Source organism: Bacillus sp. FSL P2-0099, assembly GCF_038007445.1.
In the GTDB taxonomy this organism is placed as follows: Bacteria; Bacillota; Bacilli; order Bacillales; family Bacillaceae_G; genus Bacillus_A; species Bacillus_A mycoides.
Map to the genome: position 1 here is coordinate 110,400 of NZ_JBBOXE010000001.1, position 20,859 is coordinate 131,258.

At 40.7% G+C, this 20,859-nt stretch carries 22 protein-coding genes and 1 other annotated feature; all 22 genes read left to right on the top strand.

From position 1 onward, the window contains the following. The first annotated feature begins 77 nt into the window (after positions 1 to 77). The 22 genes from rplK (at position 78) to rpmC (ending at position 20,841) form a co-directional block, all read left to right on the top strand. A complete protein-coding gene (gene rplK, locus MKY90_RS00600) occupies positions 78 to 503 on the top strand; it encodes a 50S ribosomal protein L11 (protein ID WP_001085872.1) in 426 nt (141 codons plus the stop codon). Positions 504 to 683: 180 nt separating this feature from the next. After that, positions 684 to 1,376, top strand: coding sequence for a 50S ribosomal protein L1 (gene rplA, locus MKY90_RS00605; protein ID WP_002009792.1), 693 nt, complete (start codon positions 684 to 686; stop codon positions 1,374 to 1,376). A gap of 49 nt (positions 1,377 to 1,425) precedes the next feature. Beyond that, positions 1,426 to 1,571, top strand: a sequence feature (ribosomal protein L10 leader region). 39 nt (positions 1,572 to 1,610) lie between these two features. Further along, on the top strand, positions 1,611 to 2,111 hold the full coding sequence (gene rplJ, locus MKY90_RS00610; RefSeq protein WP_002009790.1) for a 50S ribosomal protein L10: 501 nt from the start codon (positions 1,611 to 1,613) through the stop codon (positions 2,109 to 2,111). A 67-nt stretch (positions 2,112 to 2,178) separates the two neighbouring features. Next, positions 2,179 to 2,538, top strand: coding sequence for a 50S ribosomal protein L7/L12 (gene rplL / locus MKY90_RS00615; protein WP_002009788.1), 360 nt, complete (start codon positions 2,179 to 2,181; stop codon positions 2,536 to 2,538). A 76-nt stretch (positions 2,539 to 2,614) separates the two neighbouring features. Further along, positions 2,615 to 3,214: a class I SAM-dependent methyltransferase gene (locus tag MKY90_RS00620; RefSeq protein WP_002124684.1), complete on the top strand. Its 600-nt coding sequence runs from the start codon at positions 2,615 to 2,617 to the stop codon at positions 3,212 to 3,214. A 291-nt stretch (positions 3,215 to 3,505) separates the two neighbouring features. After that, positions 3,506 to 7,039: a DNA-directed RNA polymerase subunit beta gene (rpoB, locus tag MKY90_RS00625; RefSeq protein WP_002113316.1), complete on the top strand. Its 3,534-nt coding sequence runs from the start codon at positions 3,506 to 3,508 to the stop codon at positions 7,037 to 7,039. 37 nt (positions 7,040 to 7,076) lie between these two features. Next, complete coding sequence (gene rpoC, locus MKY90_RS00630; protein WP_002009783.1) at positions 7,077 to 10,688, top strand: DNA-directed RNA polymerase subunit beta'; 3,612 nt, start codon at positions 7,077 to 7,079, stop codon at positions 10,686 to 10,688. 113 nt (positions 10,689 to 10,801) lie between these two features. Beyond that, positions 10,802 to 11,050 (top strand): 50S ribosomal protein L7ae-like protein, encoded by a 249-nt coding sequence (locus tag MKY90_RS00635; RefSeq protein ID WP_000121833.1) that lies wholly within the window; start codon positions 10,802 to 10,804, stop codon positions 11,048 to 11,050. Between the two features lie 114 nt (positions 11,051 to 11,164). After that, positions 11,165 to 11,587: a 30S ribosomal protein S12 gene (gene rpsL / locus MKY90_RS00640; RefSeq protein ID WP_001142341.1), complete on the top strand. Its 423-nt coding sequence runs from the start codon at positions 11,165 to 11,167 to the stop codon at positions 11,585 to 11,587. 29 nt (positions 11,588 to 11,616) lie between these two features. Next, positions 11,617 to 12,087 (top strand): 30S ribosomal protein S7, encoded by a 471-nt coding sequence (rpsG, locus tag MKY90_RS00645; RefSeq protein ID WP_001137492.1) that lies wholly within the window; start codon positions 11,617 to 11,619, stop codon positions 12,085 to 12,087. Between the two features lie 206 nt (positions 12,088 to 12,293). Continuing rightward, positions 12,294 to 14,372 carry an elongation factor G gene (fusA, locus tag MKY90_RS00650; protein ID WP_002113318.1) on the top strand — a complete coding sequence of 693 codons (2,079 nt, stop codon included), beginning with the start codon at positions 12,294 to 12,296 and terminating at the stop codon, positions 14,370 to 14,372. Between the two features lie 117 nt (positions 14,373 to 14,489). Further along, positions 14,490 to 15,680, top strand: a complete 1,191-nt coding sequence (gene tuf, locus MKY90_RS00655; RefSeq protein WP_002009778.1) for an elongation factor Tu — start codon at positions 14,490 to 14,492, stop codon at positions 15,678 to 15,680. Between the two features lie 400 nt (positions 15,681 to 16,080). Continuing rightward, the gene (rpsJ, locus tag MKY90_RS00660; protein WP_001040595.1) at positions 16,081 to 16,389 is read left to right on the top strand and encodes a 30S ribosomal protein S10; all 309 of its coding nucleotides are present in this window, start codon (positions 16,081 to 16,083) and stop codon (positions 16,387 to 16,389) included. A 34-nt stretch (positions 16,390 to 16,423) separates the two neighbouring features. Then, positions 16,424 to 17,056, top strand: a complete 633-nt coding sequence (gene rplC, locus MKY90_RS00665; RefSeq protein WP_000160209.1) for a 50S ribosomal protein L3 — start codon at positions 16,424 to 16,426, stop codon at positions 17,054 to 17,056. Between the two features lie 25 nt (positions 17,057 to 17,081). Continuing rightward, on the top strand, positions 17,082 to 17,705 hold the full coding sequence (gene rplD, locus MKY90_RS00670; RefSeq protein WP_001127261.1) for a 50S ribosomal protein L4: 624 nt from the start codon (positions 17,082 to 17,084) through the stop codon (positions 17,703 to 17,705). Continuing rightward, the gene (rplW, locus tag MKY90_RS00675) at positions 17,705 to 17,995 is read left to right on the top strand and encodes a 50S ribosomal protein L23 (protein WP_001205557.1); all 291 of its coding nucleotides are present in this window, start codon (positions 17,705 to 17,707) and stop codon (positions 17,993 to 17,995) included. Before rplD ends, rplW begins: the two co-directional genes overlap by 1 nt. Positions 17,996 to 18,023: 28 nt before the next feature. Continuing rightward, the gene (gene rplB / locus MKY90_RS00680) at positions 18,024 to 18,854 is read left to right on the top strand and encodes a 50S ribosomal protein L2 (protein WP_000511584.1); all 831 of its coding nucleotides are present in this window, start codon (positions 18,024 to 18,026) and stop codon (positions 18,852 to 18,854) included. Positions 18,855 to 18,914: 60 nt separating this feature from the next. Further along, entirely contained in the window at positions 18,915 to 19,193 is a 279-nt protein-coding gene (gene rpsS, locus MKY90_RS00685; protein WP_000124452.1) for a 30S ribosomal protein S19, read from the top strand. A gap of 17 nt (positions 19,194 to 19,210) precedes the next feature. Next, on the top strand, positions 19,211 to 19,552 hold the full coding sequence (rplV, locus tag MKY90_RS00690) for a 50S ribosomal protein L22 (protein ID WP_002009773.1): 342 nt from the start codon (positions 19,211 to 19,213) through the stop codon (positions 19,550 to 19,552). A 3-nt stretch (positions 19,553 to 19,555) separates the two neighbouring features. Continuing rightward, on the top strand, positions 19,556 to 20,215 hold the full coding sequence (rpsC, locus tag MKY90_RS00695; RefSeq protein ID WP_002009771.1) for a 30S ribosomal protein S3: 660 nt from the start codon (positions 19,556 to 19,558) through the stop codon (positions 20,213 to 20,215). 1 nt (position 20,216) lies between these two features. Then, positions 20,217 to 20,651 carry a 50S ribosomal protein L16 gene (gene rplP / locus MKY90_RS00700; protein WP_000928969.1) on the top strand — a complete coding sequence of 145 codons (435 nt, stop codon included), beginning with the start codon at positions 20,217 to 20,219 and terminating at the stop codon, positions 20,649 to 20,651. Then, the gene (gene rpmC, locus MKY90_RS00705) at positions 20,641 to 20,841 is read left to right on the top strand and encodes a 50S ribosomal protein L29 (RefSeq protein ID WP_002091523.1); all 201 of its coding nucleotides are present in this window, start codon (positions 20,641 to 20,643) and stop codon (positions 20,839 to 20,841) included. Before rplP ends, rpmC begins: the two co-directional genes overlap by 11 nt. The last annotated feature ends 18 nt before the right edge of the window (positions 20,842 to 20,859 follow it).

Below are 20,859 nucleotides of genomic sequence, written 5' to 3' on the forward strand. Positions count from 1 at the left end.
CATTATGATAAAATATGAAGTGGGAGGGCAAATCACTGCCCAATTGACCACATCACGGACTTAAGGAGGTGTGTCTCGTGGCTAAAAAGGTAATTAAAATGGTAAAACTTCAGATTCCTGCAGGTAAAGCTAATCCAGCTCCGCCGGTTGGTCCAGCATTAGGACAAGCAGGTGTTAACATCATGGGCTTCTGTAAAGAGTTTAACGCTCGTACAGCTGATCAAGCTGGTCTTATCATCCCTGTTGAAATTACGGTATTTGAGGACCGTTCATTCACTTTCATTACTAAAACTCCTCCTGCTGCTGTTCTTCTTAAGAAAGTAGCTGGTATTGAGTCTGGTTCTGGTGAACCAAATCGTAATAAAGTGGCAACTGTTAAGCGTGATAAAGTACGCGAAATCGCTGAAACTAAAATGCCTGACCTAAACGCTGCTAGCGTAGAAGCTGCAATGCGTATGGTTGAAGGTACTGCGCGCAGTATGGGCATCGTTATCGAAGACTAATTCGATTTGTTTTTTGTAAAAAAGGTTGCGGGTCTGGAATTCCAATTCGCAACCTTTATTATCGTAAATGATCATCATTTTTAAATAAATGGATGGGCGCACATCCTCGGGGGTTCCCGGAATGAAGGCGTAAACGTGGGAGGTTATTCCGCTAAAACCACATTCAAGGAGGAAACAAACATGGCTAAAAGAGGTAAAAAGTACGTTGAAGCTGCGAAGCTTGTTGATCGTGCATCTGCTTACTCTGCAACAGAAGCAGTAGAATTAGTAAAGAAAACAAACACAGCTAAATTTGATGCAACTGTAGAAGCTGCATTCCGTTTAGGTGTTGACCCTAAGAAAGCTGACCAACAAATTCGTGGTGCAGTTGTTCTTCCACACGGTACTGGTAAAGTACAACGTGTATTAGTATTCGCTAAAGGCGAAAAAGCAAAAGAAGCTGAAGCTGCTGGCGCTGAATTCGTAGGCGATGCTGATTACATCGGTAAAATCCAAAAAGGTTGGTTTGATTTCGATGTAGTAGTAGCAACTCCTGACATGATGGGTGAAGTTGGTAAACTTGGTCGTGTATTAGGACCTAAAGGTTTAATGCCAAACCCTAAAACTGGAACAGTTACTTTCGATGTAACTAAAGCTGTTAACGAAATCAAAGCTGGTAAAGTTGAATACCGCGTTGATAAAGCTGGTAACATCCACGTTCCAATCGGTAAAGTATCTTTCGAAGATGCTAAATTAGTAGAAAACTTCAAAACAATTGCTGACACGCTACAAAAAGCTAAGCCAGCTGCTGCAAAAGGTACTTACATGAAGAACGCAACTGTTGCTTCTACAATGGGACCTGGCGTACGCGTAGACGTTTCTACACTTGCGTAAAAATTGGAAGTTGACTTCATAAAGAAGTTTTAATATAATCATTTATGTTGTGAATTTTAATAGTGTACCGTAGACAGTAGGAGTCGATTCGACTTAATTTCCTACCTAGGTGTTAATATACGAAGCGGAATCTTTTTTCTGTGACTATATGCCTCCATGTCTACAAGTTGGGCATGGAGGTTTTTAGTGCACTTTCGGTACATCTTCTATATAATCTACAGGAGGTGTAATAACATGAGCAAAGTAATCGAAACTAAACAACAAGTTGTAACTGAAATCGCTGAAAAACTTCGCGCGAGTAAATCTACAATTGTTGTTGACTACCGTGGTTTAACAGTTTCTGAAGCAACAGAATTACGTAAAAATTTACGTGAAGCTGGCGTTGAGTTCAAAGTTTACAAAAACTCTTTAACTCGTCGTGCTGCAGAGTCTGCTGAAATGGCTGAGTTAAACGAATTCTTAACAGGACCAAACGCAATCGCGTTCAGTAACGAGGATGTAGTTGCTCCTGCGAAAGTATTAAACGACTTCGCTAAAAATCATGAAGCTTTAGAAATTAAAGCGGGCGTAATCGAAGGTAAACTTGTAACACTTGATGAGGTTAAAGCTATCGCTACTCTTCCATCACGTGAAGGCTTACTTTCTATGCTTCTTAGCGTTCTTCAAGCTCCAATCCGTAACCTTGCACTTGCTACTAAAGCAGTTGCAGATCAAAAGGAAGAGCAAGGCGCTTAATTTTTTAAAAGATAATTACTTGTTATCTATAAAACAATACAAACCTATTTAAGGGAGGATATTTACAATGACTAAAGAACAAATCATTGAAGCAGTTAAATCTATGACTGTATTAGAACTTAACGACTTAGTAAAAGCTATCGAGGAAGAATTCGGCGTAACTGCTGCTGCTCCTGTAGCTGTAGCTGGTGGCGCTGGTGAAGCTGCTGCTGAGCAAACTGAATTTGACGTAGTACTTGCAAGTGCTGGCGCTCAAAAAATCAAAGTTATCAAAGCTGTACGTGAAATCACTGGTCTTGGCTTAAAAGAAGCTAAAGAATTAGTTGACAACACTCCAAAAGCAATCAAAGAAGGCGTTACTAAAGAGGAAGCTGAAGAAATGAAAGCTAAACTTGAAGAAGTTGGCGCTGCTGTAGAAGTTAAGTAATTAACTTTTGGTGCTTTAAAAAAAGCTCGCTCTTATGCGAGCTTTTTTTTTAACTGTAAAGAAAAGAGGTGGCCATATGGCAGACCATTATTTTTCTAACGACCCTTCTAGTAAAAGTGATCGTAAACGATGGGAAGTTACACTTCGTGAATCTCGATTTACTTTTTTATCTGACCATGGGGTGTTCTCGAAAAACGAAGTGGACTTTGGTTCTCGTCTTTTAATTGAAGCGTTTCAAATGCCAGATGTTAAAGGTAATGTGTTAGACGTAGGATGTGGGTACGGTCCAATCGGTTTGTCGTTAGCGAAAGAGTTTCAAAATCGTGAAATTCACATGGTGGATGTGAATGAAAGGGCCTTGGGACTTGCAAAAGAAAATGCCGCTAATAACAGAATTGAAAATATACGTATTTTGCAAAGTAGTGTCTATGAAAATGTAGATGGCAAGTATGCTGTTATTCTATCTAATCCTCCAATTCGTGCTGGTAAAGATATCGTGCATGAGATTTTAGAAAAGGCTGTGGAGTATTTAGTTTCAGGTGGAGAATTGTGGATTGTTATTCAAAAGAAACAAGGTGCGCCATCTGCGATGAAAAAACTAGAAGAAGTATTTTCTGAAGTTGAAGTTGTAGAAAAGAAAAAAGGATATTATATCATAAAATCAAAAAAGCGTTGACGGTTATTTTTGGCTATGTTAACATTATACAATGCCAATATATGATTTTCTGCGTTGAGAAAGATGTATATTTTTGCTTCTCTTGGAAAAGATAGTAAAATCAGCAGATTATGAAACAGAATGATGGTTTTCTTATAGAAGCCATTTTTCTTTTTTGAGCAGGTAGAAAGACTCAACGTATCTATCTTTAAGAGAAAAAAACTACGCTAATAGCAGTAGTTGTATTTATTTGTGATTTTGCACAAATTTTTTTGTGCATTTATAATACTCATGATTTGAGGGGTGAAGCAGTTGACAGGTCAACTAGTTCAATACGGACGCCACCGCCAACGAAGAAGTTATGCCCGTATTAGTGAAGTATTAGAGTTACCAAATCTTATCGAAATTCAAACCTCTTCTTATCAGTGGTTTCTTGATGAGGGTTTGCGAGAAATGTTCCAAGACATTTCTCCGATCGAAGACTTTACGGGAAATCTATCGCTTGAATTTATCGACTACAGCTTGGGTGAACCTAAATACTCTGTAGAAGAATGCAAAGAGCGTGATGTGACGTATGCAGCACCACTTCGTGTAAAAGTGCGTCTAATCAACAAGGAAACTGGTGAAGTAAAAGAACAAGATGTGTTCATGGGAGATTTCCCACTCATGACAGAGACTGGAACATTCGTAATTAACGGTGCAGAACGTGTTATCGTTTCCCAGTTAGTTCGCTCTCCAAGCGTATACTATAGTGGCAAAGTGGATAAAAACGGAAAACGTGGTTTTACTGCTACTGTAATTCCAAACCGCGGAGCTTGGTTAGAGTATGAAACAGATGCTAAGGATGTTGTATATGTGCGTATTGACCGTACGCGTAAACTTCCTGTAACTGTTTTGTTACGCGCATTAGGGTTTGGCTCTGATCAAGAAATCACCGAGCTTTTAGGTGATAACGAATACTTAAGCAATACGTTAGAAAAAGACAACACAGATAGCACAGAGAAAGCATTGCTTGAAATTTATGAGCGTCTACGCCCTGGTGAACCACCAACAGTAGAAAATGCAAAGAGCTTACTTGTGTCTCGTTTCTTTGATCCAAAGCGCTACGATTTAGCAAATGTAGGTCGCTATAAGATCAACAAAAAGCTACACATTAAAAACAGATTGTTTAACCAACGTTTAGCTGAAACACTGGTGGATCCAGAAACTGGTGAAATTTTAGCGGCAGAAGGAACAGTCTTAGATCGTCGTACACTGGATCGCATTCTACCTTACTTAGAGAAAAACATTGGATTCAAAACAGCGAAACCAATGGGTGGAGTGGTAGCAGGCGATGTTGAGCTGCAATCTATTAAGATTTATGCTCCAGAATCAGAAGGCGAACGATCTATAAACGTAATTGGGAATGCAAATATTACTCGTGATATAAAACACATCACACCAGGTGATATTCTTGCTTCTATTAGCTACTTCTTTAACTTGCTATATAAAGTAGGGGATACAGATGATATTGACCACTTAGGAAATCGTCGTCTGCGTTCTGTAGGAGAGTTACTACAAAACCAATTCCGTATCGGTCTTTCTCGTATGGAACGTGTTGTTCGTGAGAGAATGTCGATTCAAGATACAAATGCAATTACACCACAAGCGTTAATTAACATTCGCCCGGTTATTGCATCTATTAAAGAGTTCTTCGGAAGTTCTCAGTTATCTCAGTTCATGGATCAAACAAACCCATTAGCAGAGTTAACTCACAAACGAAGACTATCTGCATTAGGACCCGGTGGTTTAACGCGTGAGCGCGCAGGCTTTGAAGTACGTGACGTTCACTACTCTCACTATGGTCGTATGTGTCCAATTGAAACGCCAGAGGGACCAAACATCGGTTTGATTAACTCATTATCTTCGTTTGCGAAAGTAAATGAGTTTGGTTTCATTGAAACGCCATACCGTCGTGTTGACCCAGAAACTGGTCTTGTAACAGGGCAGGTTGATTATTTAACAGCAGATGAAGAAGATAACTATGTTGTAGCCCAAGCGAATATGAAATTATCTGAAGTAGGGGAATTCCTTGATGAAGATATCGTAGCTCGTTTCCGTGGTGAAAACATTGTCACAAATAAAGAACGCATCGACTACATGGATGTATCTCCAAAACAAGTAGTGTCGGCAGCGACAGCTTGTATTCCGTTCTTAGAAAACGATGACTCTAACCGCGCACTTATGGGAGCGAACATGCAACGTCAGGCGGTTCCGTTAATAAATCCGGAATCTCCGATTGTAGGTACAGGTATGGAGTACGTATCAGCAAAAGACTCAGGTGCTGCAGTAATCTGTAAACAGCCTGGTGTTGTTGAGCGCGTAGAAGCACGTGAAGTTTGGGTACGTCGCTATGTAGACGTTGACGGTCAAACAGTAAAAGGCGACTTAGATCGCTACAAAATGCAAAAATTCATTCGTTCTAACCAAGGAACTTGCTACAACCAACGTCCAATCGTAAGTGTTGGAGACCAAGTTGTAAAAGGTGAAATCCTTGCGGATGGTCCTTCTATGGAACTAGGTGAACTGGCGCTTGGACGTAACGTGCTTGTTGGCTTTATGACATGGGACGGTTATAACTATGAGGATGCGATCATCATGAGTGAGCGCCTTGTAAAAGATGATGTGTACACTTCTATCCATATTGAAGAATATGAATCAGAAGCTCGTGATACGAAGCTTGGACCAGAAGAAATTACACGTGATATCCCGAATGTTGGAGAAGATGCACTTCGTAATCTTGACGAGCGCGGTATTATTCGCGTCGGTGCTGAAGTAAAAGATGGAGATCTACTTGTTGGTAAAGTAACGCCAAAAGGTGTAACAGAATTAACGGCAGAAGAACGTCTATTACATGCAATCTTCGGTGAAAAAGCACGTGAAGTACGTGATACATCACTACGTGTACCACACGGTGGTGGCGGTATTATCTTAGACGTAAAAGTGTTTAACCGTGAAGATGGCGATGAATTGCCACCAGGCGTGAATCAACTTGTACGTGCATATATCGTTCAAAAGCGTAAAATTTCTGAAGGTGACAAAATGGCTGGTCGTCATGGTAACAAAGGTGTTATCTCCCGTATTTTACCGGAAGAAGATATGCCTTACTTACCAGATGGTACGCCAATCGATATCATGTTAAACCCATTAGGGGTACCATCTCGTATGAATATCGGTCAGGTATTAGAGCTTCATCTTGGTATGGCGGCAAGATACCTTGGTATTCACATTGCAACACCGGTATTCGATGGTGCTCGTGAGGAAGATGTATGGGGCACAATTGAAGAAGCTGGTATGGCAAATGACGCGAAAACAATCCTGTATGACGGACGTACTGGTGAGCCATTCGATAACCGTGTATCTGTTGGTGTCATGTATATGATCAAACTTGCGCACATGGTTGACGATAAACTTCATGCTCGTTCTACTGGACCATACTCACTTGTAACGCAGCAACCTCTTGGAGGTAAAGCTCAGTTCGGTGGACAGCGTTTTGGTGAGATGGAGGTTTGGGCACTTGAAGCTTATGGTGCTGCTTATACTCTTCAAGAAATCTTAACAGTGAAGTCTGATGATGTTATTGGACGTGTTAAGACGTATGAAGCAATTGTTAAAGGTGAAAATGTTCCAGAACCAGGCGTTCCTGAATCATTCAAAGTATTGATTAAAGAACTGCAAAGTTTAGGTATGGACGTTAAAATGATGTCTATCAACGATACAGAAATTGAAATGCGTGATACGGAAGATGACGATGATCATCAATCAGCAGATAAATTGAATGTTGAAGTTGAGACAACTAAGGAATAATTGGGATAACCTGTAGACTAAAAGGGAGGTAGGCCCCTTGATAGATGTAAATAACTTTGAATATATGAAGATTGGACTTGCTTCACCTGACAAGATTCGTTCTTGGTCATACGGTGAAGTTAAGAAACCAGAAACAATTAACTATCGTACGTTAAAGCCTGAAAAAGATGGCTTGTTCTGTGAGCGTATTTTCGGACCACAAAAGGACTGGGAATGTCATTGCGGGAAATATAAACGTGTACGTTATAAAGGTGTAGTTTGTGATCGATGTGGCGTTGAAGTAACGCGTGCAAAAGTTCGTCGTGAACGTATGGGTCATATCGAATTAGCTGCTCCTGTATCTCATATTTGGTATTTCAAAGGTATCCCGAGCCGCATGGGACTTGTCTTAGACATGTCCCCTCGCGCGCTTGAAGAAGTAATTTATTTCGCTTCTTATGTTGTAACAGAAAGTGGAGATACACCACTTGATAAGAAGCAATTACTTTCTGAAAAAGAATACCGTGCATATCGTGATCGATATGGCAGTACATTCCATGCTGCTATGGGTGCAGAAGCGATTAAAAAATTACTGCAAGACATCGATTTAGATAAAGAAGTAGACTTCTTAAAAGAAGAATTAAAAACAGCACAAGGACAACGCCGTACTCGTGCTATTAAACGTCTAGAAGTATTAGAAGCATTCCGTAACTCTGGAAATCACCCATCTTGGATGATCTTAGAGGTTCTTCCAGTTATCCCACCAGAACTACGCCCAATGGTACAGTTAGATGGTGGACGTTTTGCTACTTCTGACTTAAACGACTTATATCGTCGTGTAATTAACCGTAACAACCGTTTAAAACGTCTATTGGACTTAGGTGCACCAAGCATTATCGTTCAAAACGAAAAACGTATGTTACAAGAAGCTGTAGACGCATTAATCGATAATGGTCGCCGTGGCCGTCCAGTTACTGGACCAGGTAACCGTCCATTAAAATCACTATCTCACATGCTTAAAGGTAAACAAGGACGTTTCCGTCAAAACTTATTAGGTAAACGTGTTGACTACTCTGGCCGTTCTGTAATCGTTGTAGGACCGAACTTAAAGATGTACCAATGTGGATTGCCGAAAGAAATGGCACTTGAATTGTTTAAACCTTTCGTTATGAAAGAGTTAGTTGGAAAAGGATTAGCACACAACATTAAGAGTGCTAAACGTAAAATCGAGCGTGTACACCCTGAAGTTTGGGACGTTTTAGAATCTGTGATCAAAGAGCATCCAGTACTTCTAAACCGCGCACCAACACTTCACCGTCTTGGTATCCAGGCGTTTGAACCTACACTAGTAGAAGGTCGTGCAATCCGTCTTCACCCACTTGTATGTACTGCATACAACGCGGACTTTGACGGTGACCAAATGGCGGTTCACGTTCCGTTATCATCAGAGGCACAAGCAGAAGCTCGTATCCTTATGTTAGCGGCACAAAACATCTTGAATCCAAAAGACGGAAAACCAGTTGTTACTCCATCTCAGGATATGGTATTAGGTAACTATTACTTAACACTTGAGCGCGAGGGTGCAATCGGTGAAGGTATGGTCTTCAAAGATGCAAACGAAGCAATACTTGCATACCAAAATGGATATGTACATCTGCACACACGTGTTGCAGTTGCTGCGAGTTCGGTAAATAATGTAACGTTTACTGAAGAGCAAAAGAGTAAGCTTCTATTAACAACAGTTGGTAAATTAATATTTAACGAAATCTTACCAGAGTCGTTCCCTTATATTAATGAACCAACAAACTCAAACCTTGAAAAAGAAACACCAGCGGAATATTTCGTTGAAAAAGGTGCGAACATTAAAGAAATTATTGCTAGTCGCGAAGAAGTGGCACCATTTAGCAAGAAAATCCTTGGTAATATTATTGCGGAAGTATTCAAACGTTTCCAAATTACAGAAACGTCTCGCATGCTTGACCGTATGAAAAACTTAGGATTTAAATACTCTACAAAAGCTGGTATTACAGTTGGGGTATCAGATATTCTTGTATTAGGTGAAAAAGATGAAATTCTCCATGAAGCACAAGCAAAAGTAGATAATGTAATTAAACAATTCCGTCGCGGTTTAATCACGGAAGAAGAACGTTACGATCGCGTTATCTCTATTTGGAGTAATGCAAAAGATGTTATCCAAGGAAAGCTGATGAAATCCTTGAATAAACGCAACCCAATCTTCATGATGAGTGATTCCGGTGCCCGTGGTAACGCATCGAACTTTACTCAGCTTGCTGGTATGCGTGGTCTGATGGCCAATCCATCTGGTCGTATCATTGAGCTTCCGATCAAATCGAGTTTCCGTGAAGGTTTAACAGTACTTGAGTACTTCATCTCTACGCATGGTGCGCGTAAAGGTCTTGCCGATACAGCACTTAAAACTGCCGATTCTGGTTACTTAACACGTCGTCTTGTAGACGTTGCACAAGATGTAATTGTTCGTCAAGATGATTGTGGAACAGATCGCGGTTTACTAATTGGTGCGATTAAAGAGGGTAATGAAGTTATTGAGTCACTATATGATCGTCTTGTTGGACGTTTTGCAAGAAAAACTGTAAAACATCCTGAAACAGGTGAAGTATTAGTTGTTGAAAATCAATTAATTACTGAAGATATTGCTCATATCGTTGAAAAGTCGGGTGTTGAAACTGTAAACATTCGTTCAGCGTTTACGTGTAATACTCGCCATGGTGTATGTAAGAAGTGTTACGGTCGTAACTTAGCAACTGGTACAGACGTAGAAGTAGGAGAAGCGGTAGGTATTATCGCAGCTCAATCTATCGGTGAGCCAGGTACACAGTTAACGATGCGTACGTTCCATACAGGTGGGGTTGCCGGAGATGATATCACACAAGGTTTACCTCGTATCCAAGAGATCTTCGAAGCTCGTAATCCGAAGGGTCAGGCAGTTATCAGTGAAATTGACGGTGTTATCGCAGCGATCAACGATGTTAAAGATCGCCAAGAAGTAGTTGTACAGGGTGAAGTTGAAGCTCGTACGTATGCTATTCCTTACGGTGCTCGTCTGAAAGTAACTCTAGGACAGCCAATTAGCCACGGTAAAGAGTTAACAGAAGGTTCTATTGATCCGAAGGAATTACTAAAAGTAACGGACATTACAGCAGTTCAAGAATACTTATTACGTGAAGTTCAAAAAGTATACCGTATGCAAGGGGTAGAAATTGGTGACAAACACGTAGAAGTAATGGTACGTCAAATGCTACGTAAAGTTCGTGTAAGTGATGCGGGTGAAACAGATGTATTACCAGGAACATTACTAGATATCCATCAGTTTACTGATGCGAATGCGAAGGTGTTACTGAAAGGTAAACAACCAGCAACGGCTAGACCGGTTCTACTTGGTATTACAAAAGCTTCACTTGAGACAGATTCGTTCTTATCTGCGGCGTCATTCCAAGAAACAACTCGTGTTCTAACAGATGCAGCAATTAAGGGTAAACGCGATGAGCTTCTAGGATTGAAAGAGAATGTTATTATCGGTAAGCTTGTTCCTGCTGGAACAGGTATGAATCGTTATCGCAAAGTGGATCTTGTAAAAACAACACAAGATAACATGAATGTAGAAAACGATGAAGTTTATGTGGAACAGTAAAATTTTCCGTCGTAAATTTTGTATAAAAACAGCTGATCCTAGTTGACATTGTATGAGACAAAATGTTACTATAATCAAGGTTGCTCCTGAATGATGCTTTGGAGGATATTTAAATGTCTTATCAAAAAGTGTCAAATGCTGAAAATGTAGTCGTTGGTCATAAACGAACATTGGAAGCAATCAAAAATGGTATAGTTAAAGAAGTTGTTATTGCGGAAGATGCTGATGTGCGGTTAACCCATGTTATCATTCGTACTGCCTTGCAACATAACATACCCATAACCAAAGTTGAATCAGTTCGTAAGCTTGGAAAAGTTTCGGGGATTCAAGTGGGAGCTTCAGCAATAGGAATAATAAGTTAAAACTGTTTTTGTGAGGAGAGAGCATTTGCTCTTCCTTGCAAAAACTTTGTTTTCAACTAATAATGAACCACCTGGATATGTGGTCATACAAACATGCGAAGGGAGGATAATCAAATGCCTACTATTAACCAATTAGTGAGAAATGGTCGTACTGATAAAGTATGGAAGTCTAAATCACCTGCGTTAAACAAAGGTTTTAATTCTTTAAAGAAAAAATCAACTGATATCTCTGCACCTCAAAAACGTGGTGTGTGTACTCGTGTTGGTACAATGACTCCGAAGAAACCGAACTCAGCGTTACGTAAATACGCTCGTGTACGTTTAACAAACGGTATTGAAGTTACAGCTTACATCCCAGGTATCGGTCATAACCTACAAGAGCATAGCGTAGTATTAATTCGCGGTGGTCGAGTAAAGGATTTACCAGGGGTACGTTACCACATCGTTCGTGGTGCGCTTGATACAGCTGGTGTTGACAAACGTATGCAAGGACGTTCTAAATATGGTACTAAGCGACCAAAACCTGCTAAAAAATAATAAACTTATAATGAAAGGAGGAACTCAATATGCCTCGTAAAGGACCTGTTGCGAAACGTGACGTGTTACCAGATCCAATGTACAATTCTAAACTTGTAACACGCCTAATCAACAAAATGATGGTTGACGGTAAAAAAGGTAAATCTCAAACAATTCTTTATAACGCTTTCGATATCGTTCGTGAACGTTCAGATAAAGAACCAATGGAAGTATTCGAGCAAGCTCTTAAGAACATCATGCCTGTTCTTGAAGTACGCGCTCGTCGTGTTGGTGGTGCTAACTACCAAGTTCCAGTTGAGGTTCGTCCAGAACGCCGTACAACTTTAGGTCTTCGCTGGTTAGTAAACTATGCTCGTCTTCGTGGTGAAAAAACTATGGAAGAGCGTCTAGCTTACGAAATCTTAGATGCAGCTAACAACGCTGGTGCATCTGTTAAGAAACGTGAAGACACTCATAAAATGGCAGAAGCTAACAAAGCATTTGCTCATTACCGTTGGTAGGATTCAACGTAAAATAAATGTAAGCATAAACCGCTTTATTTGTCGCTTATGGAAGTGTGGAGAGGGAGAATGCCTCTCCCTTTCGTTGGGCGCTCGTTTTACATAATGAGGGTACTGGACACTGGCATATGTAACAATATAAAGTGGCTTTTTTGCTACTTAAAATAAAATAATCCAATCCATATATGGAAGGAGCAAGACACCAAATGACTAGAGAGTTCTCTTTAGAAAACACTCGTAATATTGGTATCATGGCTCACATCGATGCTGGTAAAACAACAGCAACTGAGCGTATTCTGTATTACACAGGACGTATTCATAAAATCGGTGAAACTCATGAAGGTGCATCTCAGATGGACTGGATGGAGCAAGAGCAAGAACGTGGTATCACAATTACTTCTGCTGCAACTACAGCACAATGGAAAGGTCACCGTGTAAATATCATTGACACTCCAGGACACGTAGATTTCACAGTAGAAGTAGAACGTTCTTTACGCGTACTTGATGGCGCAGTAGCAGTACTTGATGCACAATCTGGTGTAGAACCACAAACAGAAACTGTTTGGCGTCAGGCTACTACTTATGGTGTACCTCGTATCGTATTCGTTAACAAAATGGATAAGATTGGTGCAGATTTCTTATACTCTGTAGGAACAATCCACGATCGTTTACAAGCAAACGCACATCCAATTCAGTTACCAATCGGTGCTGAAGATGAGTTCAATGGTATCATTGACCTTGTTGAAGAGTGTGCTTACATGTACGCTAACGATTTAGGAACAGACATCGAGCGTGTCGAAATTCCTGAAGAGCATAAAGAATTAGCTGAAGAATACCGTGGAAAACTTATTGAAGCGGTAGCTGAGCTTGATGAAGAAATGATGATGAAGTACCTAGAAGGTGAAGAAATCACTGTAGAAGAGCTTAAAGCTGGTATCCGTAAGGCTACAACTTCTGTAGAATTCTTCCCAGTAATCTGTGGTTCTGCATTCAAAAATAAAGGTGTTCAAATTCTGTTAGACGCAGTTATCGACTACCTACCATCTCCATTAGATGTACCTGCTATTAAAGGTACTCTTCCGGATACAGATGAAGCTATCGAGCGTAAGTCTAGCGATGAAGAACCATTCGCAGCTTTAGCATTCAAAATCATGACTGATCCTTATGTTGGTAAGTTAACGTTCTTCCGTGTGTACTCTGGTGTGTTAAACTCTGGATCATACGTGAAAAACTCAACTAAAGGTAAGCGTGAGCGTGTAGGTCGTATCCTACAAATGCACGCTAACAGCCGTGAAGAGATTTCAACAGTTTACGCTGGTGATATCGCTGCTGCTGTAGGTTTAAAAGATACTACTACTGGTGATACTCTTTGTGACGAGAAGAGCCTTGTTATCCTTGAGTCTATGGAATTCCCAGAACCAGTTATCTCTGTAGCTATCGAACCAAAATCTAAAGCTGACCAAGATAAAATGGGTACAGCATTATCTAAGCTTTCTGAAGAAGATCCAACATTCCGTGCTCACACTGACCAAGAAACTGGCCAAACAATCATCGCTGGTATGGGTGAACTTCACCTTGATATCATCGTTGACCGTATGCGCCGTGAATTCAAAGTGGAAGCAAACGTTGGTGCTCCTCAGGTAGCATACCGTGAGACTTTCCGCGCTGCTGCGAAAGTTGAAGGTAAGTTCGCTCGTCAATCTGGTGGTCGTGGACAATTCGGTCACGTTTGGATTGAGTTTGAACCTAATGAAGAAGGTAAAGGTTTTGAATTCCAAAACAAAATCGTCGGCGGTGTAGTTCCACGTGAATACATCCCAGCTGTTGGAGCGGGTCTTGAAGACTCACTTAAAAATGGTGTACTAGCTGGTTACCCACTAGTTGACATCAAAGCTGCGTTAGTTGACGGATCTTACCATGATGTCGATTCATCTGAGATGGCGTTCAAAATCGCTGCATCTATGGCGCTTAAAGCTGCGGTTTCTAAATGTAGCCCAGTAATTCTTGAGCCAATGATGAAAGTTGAAGTTGTAATTCCTGAAGAGTACATGGGTGACATTATGGGCGACGTAACATCTCGTCGTGGACGTGTAGAAGGTATGGAAGCTCGCGGTAACGCTCAAGTTGTTCGCGCTATGGTTCCACTTTCTGAAATGTTCGGTTATGCAACGGCATTACGTTCTAACACTCAAGGACGCGGAACATTCTCAATGACATTTGATCATTATGAAGAAGTACCGAAGTCTGTTTCTGAAGAAATTATTAAAAAAAATAAAGGTGAATAATTGATTTTTATCGATTGTTCAAGTATAACTACTTATGTAAGCTTAGAAAGTGAGACGCAAGTTTCACTTTCTAGTCTAAATATAAAATAACCCATATAAACTAAGGAGGAATTTAGAATGGCTAAAGCTAAATTCGAACGTTCTAAACCCCATGTTAACATCGGTACAATCGGCCACGTTGACCATGGTAAAACTACATTAACTGCTGCGATCACTACAGTTCTTGCAAAAGCTGGTGGTGCTGAAGCACGCGGATACGATCAAATCGACGCTGCTCCAGAAGAAAGAGAGCGCGGAATCACAATCTCAACTGCACACGTTGAGTACGAAACTGAAACTCGTCACTATGCACACGTTGACTGCCCAGGTCATGCTGACTATGTTAAAAACATGATCACTGGTGCTGCTCAAATGGACGGCGGTATCTTAGTAGTATCTGCTGCTGATGGTCCAATGCCTCAAACACGTGAGCATATCCTTCTTTCTCGTCAAGTAGGTGTTCCTTACATCGTTGTATTCTTAAACAAATGCGACATGGTAGATGACGAAGAATTATTAGAATTAGTAGAAATGGAAGTTCGCGACCTATTATCTGAATACGGATTCCCAGGCGACGATATTCCTGTAATTAAAGGTTCTGCTCTTAAAGCTCTTCAAGGAGAAGCTGAGTGGGAAGAAAAAATCATCGAATTAATGACTGAAGTTGATGCTTACATCCCAACTCCAGAACGTGAAACTGACAAACCATTCTTAATGCCTATCGAGGATGTATTCTCTATCACAGGTCGTGGTACAGTTGCAACTGGTCGTGTTGAGCGTGGAATCGTTAAAGTTGGTGACGTAGTAGAAATCATCGGTCTTGCTGAAGAGAATGCTACTACAACTGTAACTGGTGTAGAAATGTTCCGTAAGCTTCTTGACCAAGCTCAAGCTGGAGACAACATCGGTGCTCTACTTCGTGGGGTTGCTCGTGAAGACATCCAACGTGGACAAGTTCTTGCTAAAACTGGCTCTGTAAAAGCACACGCTAAATTCAAAGCTGAGGTTTTCGTATTATCTAAAGAAGAAGGTGGACGTCATACTCCATTCTTCGCTAACTACCGTCCACAGTTCTACTTCCGTACAACTGACGTAACTGGTATCATCCAATTACCAGAAGGTACTGAAATGGTAATGCCTGGTGACAACATCGAAATGACTATCGAACTTATCGCTCCAATCGCTATCGAAGAGGGAACTAAATTCTCTATTCGTGAAGGTGGACGTACAGTAGGTTACGGTGTAGTTGCTACAATCGTTGCTGAGTAGTCTTTAATTAGATTATTAAAAACTCAAGGGATTCTCCCTTGAGTTTTTTTATTGCTTATTACTATAGAAGAAAGAGATGTATTTTCTATTTTTGGATGAGTTTCTTCTATAGTATATAAAACGAAAATAACACCCAAAAACTGTAAGTTGAATAAGAGTAGATGAAAACTTGATATTCTTTAAAGTGCCATGTATAATAGCAAAAGTAGAGAAAAGCAGATGCGAACAAAAAGATGCTTGCATCTAGACGAATAACATTGTATAATAGACAATGTTGGTCTTTGACTGCGATGAAGTGGAAGGTTGCTGACACACCCGGCCGCTTTGCCATGGCATGGTGTGGGGAAATTTCCATGGAGAAGGTCTATTTTAGAAATAGGCGAACGAAGGAGGGAAAATAATGGCAAAAGAAAAAATTCGTATCCGTTTAAAAGCTTATGATCACCGTATTCTTGATCAATCAGCTGAGAAAATTGTAGAAACAGCTAAGCGTTCTGGGGCAACAGTTTCTGGTCCGATCCCATTACCAACTGAGAAGACTATTTACACAATTCTTCGTGCTGTTCATAAGTACAAAGATTCTCGTGAACAATTCGAAATGCGCACACACAAACGTCTAATCGACATCGTGAGTCCTACTCCGCAAACAGTAGATTCATTAATGCGTTTAGATTTACCATCTGGTGTAGATATCGAAATCAAACTATAATTCATATAACTTAAAAATGTAGGAGGTGTAACTCATGACCAAAGGAATCTTAGGAAGAAAGATCGGTATGACTCAAGTATTTGCTGAGAACGGTGAGTTAATCCCAGTAACGGTAATCGCTGCTAATCCAAACGTTGTTCTTCAAAAGAAAACAACTGAAACTGATGGCTACAACGCAATTCAGTTAGGATTTGAAGATAAACGTGAAAAGTTAACTAACAAACCTGAACAAGGCCACACTGCTAAAGCATCTACAACTCCTAAGCGCTTCATTCGCGAAATCCGCGATGCAGACGTGGACGGATTAGAGGTTGGTCAAGAGGTAAAAGTTGAAGTTTTCGCTGCAGGTGAAATCGTTGACGTAACAGGAATTTCTAAAGGTAAAGGTTTCCAAGGTGTTATTAAACGCCACGGACAATCTCGCGGACCTATGTCTCATGGTTCTCGCTATCACCGTCGTCCAGGTTCAATGGGGCCAGTTGCTCCGAACCGTGTATTCAAAGGCAAAAAACTTGCTGGACGTATGGGTGGAGACCAAGTTACTATCCAAAACTTAGAAATCGTTCAAGTTGACACTGAGCGCAACTTATTACTAGTAAAAGGTAACGTTCCAGGTGCTAAGAAATCTCTTGTAGTTGTTCAAGGCGCTGTGAAGGTTAGCAAATAATTCACAATAGGAAGGAGGAATTCCAATGCCAAAAGTTACTGTATATAACCAAACTGGTTCACAGGTTGGTGAAATCGAATTAGCTGAAGCTATTTTCGGTATCGAACCAAATGAAGCTGTACTATTTGAAGCTGTAATGATGCAACGTGCATCTTTACGTCAAGGTACACACAAAGTAAAAACTCGCTCTGAAGTTCGTGGTGGTGGTCGTAAACCATGGCGTCAAAAAGGAACTGGACGTGCTCGTCAAGGTTCTATCCGCTCTCCTCAATGGCGTGGTGGTGGTACGGTATTCGGACCTACACCAAGAAGCTATGCGTACAAACTTCCTAAGAAAGTTCGTCGTTTAGCAATCAAATCTGCATTAGCTACTAAAGTAGTTGAGAACAACATTGTAGTTCTTGAGGACCTAGTGTTAAATGCACCAAAAACAAAAGACATGGTAGCAGTACTTAAAGGATTAACTGTTGAGAAGAAAGCTCTTATCGTAACTGCTGATGCAAACGAATCTGTAGAGTTATCTGCTCGCAATATCCCTGGAGTAACAGTAATCACTGCTGATGGCGTAAACGTGCTAGATGTGCTTCATCATGATAAGCTAATCATGACAAAAGCGGCAGTGGAAAAAGTAGAGGAGGTGCTTGCATAATGAGAGATCCTCGTGATATCATTAAGCGCCCAGTTATCACTGAACGTTCTATGGAAATGATGGCTGAAAAAAAATACACGTTCGACGTGGACGTTAAATCTAATAAAACAGAGGTTAAAGACGCTATAGAAGCGATCTTTGGTGTTAATGTAGACAAAGTAAATATCATGAACTACAAGCCGAAAGCAAAACGTGTTGGTCGTCACGCTGGTTTTACTAGCCGTCGTCGTAAAGCAATCGTTAAGCTAACTGCTGACAGCAAAGAAATCGAAATCTTCCAAGGCGTTTAATTCTTACTAAAGAAGGAGGGAAATTGAGATGGGAATTAAAAAGTATAATCCAACTACTAACGGTCGTCGTAACATGACTACGAATGATTTCGCTGAAATCACGACTGACAGACCAGAAAAGTCTTTACTTGCTCCTTTAAGCAAAAAGGCTGGTCGTAATAACCAAGGTAAAATTACTGTACGTCATCAAGGTGGCGGACATAAGCGTCAATACCGTATCATCGACTTTAAGCGTAACAAAGATGGAATTCCAGGACGCGTTGCTACGATCGAATACGATCCAAACCGCTCTGCGAATATCGCATTAATTAACTACGTTGACGGTGAAAAACGTTACATTCTTGCTCCTAAAACTTTAGAAGTAGGTATGGAAGTTATGTCTGGCCCTGAAGCTGACATTAAAATCGGTAACGCATTACCATTAATCAACATTCCAGTAGGTACTGTTGTTCATAATATCGAGCTTAAGCCTGGTCGTGGAGGACAATTAGTCCGTTCTGCTGGTACGTCTGCTCAAGTACTTGGTAAAGAAGGAAAATACGTACTTGTACGTTTAACTTCTGGTGAAGTACGTTTAGTATTATCTGCTTGTCGCGCTTCAATCGGTCAAGTTGGTAACGAACAACACGAACTTATCAAAATCGGTAAAGCAGGTCGCTCTCGCTGGTTAGGTAAGCGCCCAACAGTTCGTGGTTCTGTAATGAACCCGGTTGATCACCCACACGGTGGTGGTGAAGGACGCTCTCCAATCGGACGTAAGTCTCCAATGTCTCCATGGGGTAAACCAACTCTTGGATTCAAGACTCGTAAGAAAAACAAAGCGTCTGATAAATTTATCGTTCGTCGTCGTAAAAAATAATGGGATTGTAGTACGGTTCATTTCAAGAACCGTACGCCAATCACGAAGGGAGGCACCAAAATGGCTCGTAGCTTAAAAAAAGGACCATTTGTCGATGATCACTTAATGAACAAAATGGAAAAATTAGTTGCATCTGAGCAAAAACAAGTTGTTAAAACTTGGTCTCGCCGTTCAACAATCTTCCCTCAGTTCATCGGACATACAATTGCTGTATATGATGGTCGTAAACACGTACCTGTGTACATCACTGAGGATATGGTTGGCCATAAGTTAGGTGAATTCGCACCAACTCGTACGTATAAAGGTCACCTTGCTGACGATAAGAAAACTAGAAGATAATGAGAGGAGGCACTTCAATGCAAGCTAAAGCAGTAGTGAGAACAGTTCGTATTGCTCCTCGTAAGGTTCGTTTAGTAGTAGACTTAATCCGAGGTAAGCAAGTGGGTGAAGCGATTGCTATCCTTAACCACACACCAAAAACTGCTTCTCCAGTTGTAGAAAAAGTTTTAAAATCTGCAATCGCAAATGCAGAGCACAATTATGAGATGGATATTAACAACCTAGTTGTTGAAAAAGTCTTCGTTGACGAAGGTCCAACGTTGAAACGTTTCCGTCCACGTGCAATGGGTCGTGCAAGCCAAATTAACAAACGCACAAGCCACATCACAGTTGTGGTATCAGAAAAGAAGGAGGGATAATCGATGGGTCAGAAGGTTAATCCAATTGGTCTTCGTGTCGGTATTATCCGCGACTGGGAATCTCGTTGGTTCGCTGAGAAAGATTATGCTACGTTATTACATGAAGACATCAAAATCCGTGAGTACATTACTGTACGCTTAAAAGATTCTGCTGTTGCTAAAGTAGAAATCGAACGTGCAGCAAATCGTGTAAATGTTACAATTCACACTGCAAAACCTGGTATGGTAATTGGTAAAGGTGGTACTGAAGTTGAAGCACTTCGTAAAGCTCTTAACCAATTAACAGGCAAGCGTGTACACATTAACATTTTAGAAGTTAAGAGAGCTGATCTTAACGCTAAATTAGTGGGCGAAAACATCGCTCGTCAATTAGAAAACCGTGTATCATTCCGTCGTGCACAAAAGCAAGTTATTCAACGTGCTATGCGTGCAGGAGCAAAAGGTATTAAAACACAGGTTTCTGGTCGTCTTGGCGGGGCTGATATCGCTCGTGCAGAATCTTACAGTGAAGGAACTGTTCCACTTCATACACTTCGCGCTGATATTGACTATGCAGCAGTTGAAGCTGATACAACATACGGTAAATTAGGCGTAAAAGTATGGATCTACCGTGGAGAAGTCCTTCCTACAAAAAAGAAAGCTTCTGAGGAAGGAGGAAAATAATATGTTAATGCCAAAACGCGTAAAATATCGTAGAGAGCATCGTGGTAAAATGCGTGGTCGTGCAAAAGGTGGAACTGAAATTGCTTTCGGTGAATTCGGTTTACAAGCACAAGCTGCTTCATGGATTACAAACCGTCAAATCGAAGCTGCTCGTCGTGCAATGACTCGTTACATGAAACGTGGCGGTAAAGTATGGATTAAAATTTTCCCTTCTAAACCTTACACTGCAAAACCTCTAGAAGTACGTATGGGTTCCGGTAAAGGGGCACCAGAAGGCTGGGTAGCAGTAGTAAAACCTGGGAAAATTATGTTTGAAATCGCGGGTGTATCTGAAGAGGTAGCACGCGAAGCATTACGTCTTGCAGCTCACAAACTACCTGTGAAATGTAAGTTCGTAAAACGTGAAGAAAATGGTGGTGAATCTAATGAAAACTAATGATATTCGTGAATTAACCACTGCCGAAATCGAAACAAAAGTTAAAGCTTTAAAGGAAGAATTGTTCAATCTTCGCTTCCAACTTGCTACAGGACAATTAGAGAATCCAACTCGCATCCGTGAAGTGCGTAAAGCGATTGCTCGTATGAAAACTGTAGTTTGTGAAAGAGAGATCGGAATTAATCGATAAATTGAGGGGAGGTTTGCA

Bases quoted from the DNA above. Each gene is read 5' to 3' on its own strand.
- fusA (WP_002113318.1), top strand. From the start codon at position 12,294: ATGACTAGAGAGTTCTCTTTAGAAAACACTCGTAATATTGGTATCATG.
- MKY90_RS00620 (WP_002124684.1), top strand. From the start codon at position 2,615: ATGGCAGACCATTATTTTTCTAACGACCCTTCTAGTAAAAGTGATCGT.
- rplB (WP_000511584.1), top strand. From the start codon at position 18,024: ATGGGAATTAAAAAGTATAATCCAACTACTAACGGTCGTCGTAACATG.
- rplJ (WP_002009790.1), top strand. From the start codon at position 1,611: ATGAGCAAAGTAATCGAAACTAAACAACAAGTTGTAACTGAAATCGCT.
- rplA (WP_002009792.1), top strand. From the start codon at position 684: ATGGCTAAAAGAGGTAAAAAGTACGTTGAAGCTGCGAAGCTTGTTGAT.
- rplW (WP_001205557.1), top strand. From the start codon at position 17,705: ATGAGAGATCCTCGTGATATCATTAAGCGCCCAGTTATCACTGAACGT.
- rplV (WP_002009773.1), top strand. From the start codon at position 19,211: ATGCAAGCTAAAGCAGTAGTGAGAACAGTTCGTATTGCTCCTCGTAAG.
- MKY90_RS00635 (WP_000121833.1), top strand. From the start codon at position 10,802: ATGTCTTATCAAAAAGTGTCAAATGCTGAAAATGTAGTCGTTGGTCAT.
- rplD (WP_001127261.1), top strand. From the start codon at position 17,082: ATGCCAAAAGTTACTGTATATAACCAAACTGGTTCACAGGTTGGTGAA.
- rpsS (WP_000124452.1), top strand. From the start codon at position 18,915: ATGGCTCGTAGCTTAAAAAAAGGACCATTTGTCGATGATCACTTAATG.
- rpmC (WP_002091523.1), top strand. From the start codon at position 20,641: ATGAAAACTAATGATATTCGTGAATTAACCACTGCCGAAATCGAAACA.
- rplL (WP_002009788.1), top strand. From the start codon at position 2,179: ATGACTAAAGAACAAATCATTGAAGCAGTTAAATCTATGACTGTATTA.
- rpsL (WP_001142341.1), top strand. From the start codon at position 11,165: ATGCCTACTATTAACCAATTAGTGAGAAATGGTCGTACTGATAAAGTA.
- rpsC (WP_002009771.1), top strand. From the start codon at position 19,556: ATGGGTCAGAAGGTTAATCCAATTGGTCTTCGTGTCGGTATTATCCGC.
- rpsG (WP_001137492.1), top strand. From the start codon at position 11,617: ATGCCTCGTAAAGGACCTGTTGCGAAACGTGACGTGTTACCAGATCCA.
- tuf (WP_002009778.1), top strand. From the start codon at position 14,490: ATGGCTAAAGCTAAATTCGAACGTTCTAAACCCCATGTTAACATCGGT.
- rpsJ (WP_001040595.1), top strand. From the start codon at position 16,081: ATGGCAAAAGAAAAAATTCGTATCCGTTTAAAAGCTTATGATCACCGT.
- rplP (WP_000928969.1), top strand. From the start codon at position 20,217: ATGTTAATGCCAAAACGCGTAAAATATCGTAGAGAGCATCGTGGTAAA.
- rplC (WP_000160209.1), top strand. From the start codon at position 16,424: ATGACCAAAGGAATCTTAGGAAGAAAGATCGGTATGACTCAAGTATTT.